Origin of the sequence: Paratractidigestivibacter sp., assembly GCF_052362415.1 — a bacterium.
In the GTDB taxonomy this organism is placed as follows: Bacteria; Actinomycetota; Coriobacteriia; order Coriobacteriales; family Atopobiaceae; genus Paratractidigestivibacter.
Map to the genome: position 1 here is coordinate 6,666 of NZ_DAWEMK010000028.1, position 5,561 is coordinate 12,226.

Genomic DNA, 5,561 nt, shown 5'->3' on the forward strand with positions numbered 1-5,561 from the left:
TGTTCATGAGGCTCGCCGAGTCGATGGTGATCTTCGCCCCCATGTCCCAGGTGGGGTGAGCAAGGGCGTCGGAGGAGCTCACGCGCGCGAGCTCCTCGCGGGTCTTACCATAGAACGGGCCGCCCGAGCAGGTGAGCCATAAGCAATGGACGTCCGAGCGGCGCTCGCCGACGAGGCACTGGAAGATAGCCGAGTGCTCGGAGTCGACGGGGATGAGGCGGCCGGGACGGGCCATCGGCATGAGCAGGTCGCCGCCGCAGACGATGGACTCCTTGTTCGCGTAGGCGAGCACCTTGTCCGCCGCGAGCGCGGCGTAGCCCGCATGGATGCCGGCGAAACCGACGAGCGCGTTCACGACGATGTCGACGTCCGGCAGCTCGGCGAGCGCCGTCACGGCGTCCTCGCCGAGGCCGAGCTCGCAGCCGTCCGGGAGCTCCTCGAGGGCGGGGTCGCCTGCCCTCGAGGAGTCGGCCACGGCAACGTGGGCCGCGCCGAACTCGCGCGCCGCAGCAACGAGGGCCGCGCACGAGGTGTTCACCGACAGCGCGACGACGCGCACCTTGTCGGGGTGGCGGCGAGCGACGTCGAGCGTCTGGGTGCCGATGGATCCGGAACAGCCGAGAACGGCGACGCGCACCGGGCGGGGTCGCTCGGCGCGCGGGGCGGTGTCCTCGAATATGTTGATGCGAGAGGTCACAGTATTCCCCCAAACAACAGCAGGATATAGGCGGCTATGGAGCCGAAGAGCAGCGAGTCGGAGCGGTCGAGAAGGCCCCCATGGCCCGGCATGAGGTTGCCGGAGTCCTTGACGCCCACCCCTCGCTTGATGCGCGACTCGAAGAGGTCGCCGACGACGCCGACGACGCCGACGACGAGCCCGATCGCCGCGGCGAGACCGACGCTCATTCCGGCGACGCCCCCGAGCGCGAGCAAGACCCAAACGGCGACGGAGACGGCGAGGCCGGCCCAGAAACCCTCCCAGGACTTGTTCGGGCTGATGCGCGGAGCGAGCTTATGGGCGCCGATCCTGGAGCCGATGAGGTAGGCCACAGCGTCGTTCGCCCAAAGCGAGAGCATGACGCCGAAGGTGAGCAGCGCCCCGTGGAGGCTCGCGTCGCTCACGCGGATGAGCACGATGGCCGAGAACGCGAAGCTCGTGTAGATCGGGCCGAAGGTCGTCACCGCGACGTCGGCGATGTTCGCCCTCGGGGTGGCCACGTACCAGGCGGCGATGGCCACGAGAAAGAACAAGAGGATGACCGCGAGGCCGGACACACCGCGCGCGTAGGCCGCGAGAGGGAACAGGATGGCGGCCGTGAGCCCGAAGATCTCGTTGGGCATGCGGCCGCCCATGCGGGCGATGCGGAAGAACTCCGAGCAGCACAGCCAGGCCATGCACACGATCAGAAGCGTCGTCGTGAACGGCCCGATAAAGAGGCAGGCGATGGTGAGAAGGGCATAGATGGCGCCTGAGGTGGTGCGCGTGAGGAGCTTCTCGGTCATGCCGCGGGCGCGTTGGCCCTTGAGGGCGCCCGCGGCCCGCTGGCCCTCCTTGGCGGCGCGGTGCGCCTCGAGCTTGTCGACCTGGCGGTCGAGCCCGACGCTCGCGCGCTTCCCGGCACCGTCCGTGTCCTTCTGGGAGGCCATGCTACTTCACGCCCCCGAAGCGACGGTCCCTCGCCTGGTAGGACTTGACGGCGCGCAGCATGTCCCAGCGCGAGAAATCCGGCCACAGGGTGGGCGTCACGTAGAACTCGGAGTACGCGAGCTGCCAGAGCAGGTAGTTCGAGAGCCGCAGCTCACCCGAGGTGCGGATGAGCAGGTCGGGGTCGGGGAGCCCGGCGGTGTAGAGGTTCGCCGCGACCGCGTCGGCGTCGATGGAATCGAGGTCGCGCTCCCCCGCCGCCACCTCGCGGGCGAGTTCGCGGGCAGCGCGGGCGATCTCGGCGCGGGAGCCGTAGTTGACCGCGAGCGCGAAGACCATGCCGGTGTGGTCGGCGGTCTCGTCGAGGCCCTGCTGGAACACCTTGCGGGTCTCCTCGGGAAGGGCGGTGAGGTCGCCGAAGAAGCGCAGGCGCACGTTCTCCTGGTGGAACAGCGGCAGCTCGTTCACGAGCGTGGTCGCGAAGAGGTGCATGAGCAGGTTGACCTCGTGCTGCGGCCGCTTCCAGTTCTCAGTCGAGAACGCGTAGACGGACAGCACGTCAAGGCCGAGGCGGACGCTCGTCGTGACCGCCTCGCGCAGCGAGTCGACGCCGGCGACATGGCCCTGGCTGCGGTCGAGCCCGCGGGCAGTGGCCCAGCGGCCGTTGCCGTCCATGATGATCGAGACGTGCTTGGGCATGCGGGCCATGTCCACGTCATCGAGCGAGATGTCCTCGGGAGCCTCGGAGAAGTACTCCTTGAGCAGGTTTTCGTCGTAGCGCAAGCTAGATCTCCATGATTTCCGCGGTCTTGGCCTTGAGCAGCTCCTCGATCTTGGCCACATAGGAGTCGGTAAGCTTCTGGATGGCCTTCTTCTCGCGGGTCTGCTCGTCCTCGGGGAGCTCCTCGTCGCGCTCGACCTTGCCGTTGGCGTCGCGGCGGACGTTGCGCACGGCGACGCGGGCGTCCTCGGCGAGCTTGGAGCACTCCTTCGCGAGCTCGCGGCGACGCTCCTCGGTCGGGCGCGGGAACGGCAGGCGGATCGCGACGCCGTCGTTGGAGGGGGTGATTCCGAGGTCAGAGGCCTCGATGGCCTTCTCGATGGCCTTGAGGGAGGTCTTGTCCCACGGCTCGATGACGAGCATCGAGGCCTCGGGGACCTTCACGCCGGCGAGCTGGGTGATCGGGGTGGGCTGGCCGTAGTAGTCGACCTTGATGGGGTCGAGGATGTGGGCGTTCGCGCGGCCGGAGCGCACGCGCGAGAAATTGCCCTTGAGCGCCTCGATGGCCTTGTCCATGTGGGAGGTCGCGTAGTCGGTGTACTGGCTCATGCTAGTTCTCCTTCTCGTAGACGACGGTGCCGACGTTCTCGCCCTCGACGGCTTTGCGGAAGCCGCCGTCGGCATTGATGTCGAAGACCATGATCGGCATCTTGTTGTCGCGGCACAGCGCGATGGCGGCCGCGTCCATGACCTTGAGGTTCTTGGTGAGGACCTCGTCGTAGGTGACCTTGTCGTACTTGACCGCGTCGGGGTTCTTCTTGGGGTCGGAGTCGTAGACGCCGTCGACGTTGGTGGCCTTCATGAGGACCTGGGCGTTGACCTCGCAGGCGCGAAGGGCGGCGCCGGTGTCGGTCGTGAAGTAGGGGTTGCCGGTGCCCGCGGCGAGGATCACGATGCGGCCCTTCTCCATGTGGCGGATGGCGCGGCGGCGGATGTAGGGCTCGGCGATCTGGCGCATGGAGATGGCGCTCATGACGCGGCTGTCCATGCCGGCGTGCTCGAAGGTGTCCTGAAGCGCGAGCGCGTTCATGATGGTCGCGAGCATGCCCATGGAGTCGCCCTGGGCGCGGTCCATGCCGCCGGCGGCCACCTGGACGCCGCGGAAGATGTTGCCGCCGCCGATGACGATGGCGACCTGGACGCCCGCGTCGTAGACAGGGCGGATCTCGTCGGCCAGGCGGGCAGGGACGGCGGGATCGATGCCGAACTCCTGGCTGCCCATGAGGGCCTCGCCGGAAAGCTTGAGGAGCACGCGCTTGTACTTGGTGTCTGACAAACCAGCCTCCATTGAACGAAGTAACAGGTACCTGCGCGCGGGAAGCGCGCTGCTATGCCGTCTAGCAAGTCTAACAGACGGGCGTCTCCGCTTCGCGTGTGCGTCCGCGAGCGTGGCCCCTCTGCACACAAAAGGAGCCGGCCGCTGACTCGCGACCGGCTCCGGATCATGGATCCCTTTGTTTACTCGCCGAAGCGGTAAAGGACGAAGGACTTCACCTTGATCTCGTCGCCGAGGTCCTTGGAGGTCTTCTTTGCGAGGCCACCGATGGTGACGGAGGAATCCTTGACGAACTCCTGCTCGGTGAGGACGAACTCCTTGAAGTACTTCTCCAGACGGCCCTGGGCCATGCGCTCCTGGATGGCCTCCGGCTTGCCGGACTCGGCAGCCTGAGCCTTGTAGATGGAGAGCTCGTGCTCGACGGTCTCGGCCGGGACGTCGTCGCGGGAGGCGGCGACGGGAGCGGTCGCGGCGATCTGCATCGCGACGTCGTGAGCGAAGGTCTTGAACTCGTCGGCAGCGCCGGTCTCGGGCTTGGAGAACTCGAAGACGGCGATGTTGGCGATCTTGCCGCCGAGGTGGATGTAGCTGGAGAGGGCGCCGTTCTCGACGGAGACGCGCTGGAAGCGCATGACCTTCATGTTCTCACCGATGACGTGGATCATCTCGGTGAGGGCGGCGTCGACGGTCTCGCCGTCGAGCTCGCAGGCCTTGAGGGCCTCGACGTCGGCGGGGTTCTGCTCGGCGACGACCTGGGCGAGCTTGGTCGCGAAGCCGGTGAACTTCGGGTTGGTGCCGACGAAGTCGGTCTCGCAGGAGAGCTCGAGGATGGCGCCGGTCTTGCCGTCCTCAGAGACAAAGGTGGCGATGGTGCCCTCGTTGGTGTCGCGGCCGGCGCGCTTGACGGCCTTGGCGATGCCCATGGTGCGCAGGACGTCGACGGCCTTCTCGAGGTCGCCCTCGGCCTCGACGAGGGCCTTCTTGCACTCCATCATCGGGGAGTCGGTCATCTCGCGGAGCTGCTTGACGAGCGCGGCGGTAATCTGAGCCATGTTCTTCTCCTCTGGATAAAAACTAATACTACGAGCCGTTTGGAGCGGCGTTACTCGGCAGCGGGGGCCTCGGCGGTAGCGGCCATCTCCTCAGCGGTGATCTGCTCCTTGCCGGTGCCGGCCAGGACGGCGCCGGCAGCGATCTCGCACATGAGGGCGACGGAGCGGATGGCGTCGTCGTTCGCGGGGATGCCGTAATCGACAACGTCGGGGTCGGAGTTGGTGTCGAGCAGGGAGACCACCGGGATGTGCAGGCGGTTGGCCTCGCGGATGGCGATCTCCTCGCGCTTGGAGTCGACGACGAAGATGGCCTGCGGGAGGCTGGTCATGTCGCGGACGCCGCCGAGGTTCTTCTGGAGCTTGTCGAGCTCCTTGCCGAGCACGGCCTGCTCCTTCTTGGGCAGAGTGGCCATGCGGCCGTCCTCGACCATGGCCTCGAGCTCCTCCATGCGGTTGATGCGGGAGCGCATGGTCACGAAGTTGGTGAGCATGCCGCCGAGCCAGCGCTGGTTGATCCAGGGCATGCCGCAGCGCTCGGCCTGCTGGGAGATGGGCTCCTGGGCCTGCTTCTTGGTGCCGACGAAGAGGATCTTGCCGCCCTTGGCCGCGGTCTCCTTGAGGAAGGTGTAGGCGGAGTCGAGGCCGTACATCGTCTGCTTGAGGTCGAGGATGTAGATGCCGTTGCGCTCACCGAAGATGTAAGACTTCATCTTGGGGTTCCAGCGGCGGGTCTGGTGACCGTAGTGGCAGCCGGCGTCGAGCAGGGTCTGGATAGTGATCTTAGCCATGGTAACCTCCTGTGGTTGA

6 protein-coding genes and 1 pseudogene are annotated in these 5,561 nt (G+C 66.7%); all 7 read right to left on the reverse strand.

Going from position 1 to position 5,561, the window contains the following annotated elements:
- Positions 1 to 685, reverse strand: a pseudogene (locus ACT84W_RS04360) (1-deoxy-D-xylulose-5-phosphate reductoisomerase); the annotation flags it as partial.
- A gap of 8 nt (positions 686 to 693) precedes the next feature.
- A complete protein-coding gene (locus tag ACT84W_RS04365; protein WP_444328333.1) occupies positions 694 to 1,647 on the reverse strand; it encodes a phosphatidate cytidylyltransferase in 954 nt (317 codons plus the stop codon).
- A gap of 1 nt (position 1,648) precedes the next feature.
- Positions 1,649 to 2,428, reverse strand: a complete 780-nt coding sequence (locus tag ACT84W_RS04370) for an isoprenyl transferase (protein WP_444328334.1) — start codon at positions 2,426 to 2,428, stop codon at positions 1,649 to 1,651.
- A 1-nt stretch (position 2,429) separates the two neighbouring features.
- A complete protein-coding gene (frr, locus tag ACT84W_RS04375; protein ID WP_432290783.1) occupies positions 2,430 to 2,975 on the reverse strand; it encodes a ribosome recycling factor in 546 nt (181 codons plus the stop codon).
- 1 nt (position 2,976) lies between these two features.
- Positions 2,977 to 3,702, reverse strand: coding sequence for a UMP kinase (pyrH, locus tag ACT84W_RS04380; RefSeq protein ID WP_417576554.1), 726 nt, complete (start codon positions 3,700 to 3,702; stop codon positions 2,977 to 2,979).
- A gap of 182 nt (positions 3,703 to 3,884) precedes the next feature.
- Positions 3,885 to 4,754, reverse strand: a complete 870-nt coding sequence (gene tsf, locus ACT84W_RS04385) for a translation elongation factor Ts (RefSeq protein WP_432290784.1) — start codon at positions 4,752 to 4,754, stop codon at positions 3,885 to 3,887.
- Between the two features lie 50 nt (positions 4,755 to 4,804).
- A complete protein-coding gene (rpsB, locus tag ACT84W_RS04390; protein WP_444328335.1) occupies positions 4,805 to 5,542 on the reverse strand; it encodes a 30S ribosomal protein S2 in 738 nt (245 codons plus the stop codon).
- Positions 5,543 to 5,561 lie beyond the last annotated feature (19 nt).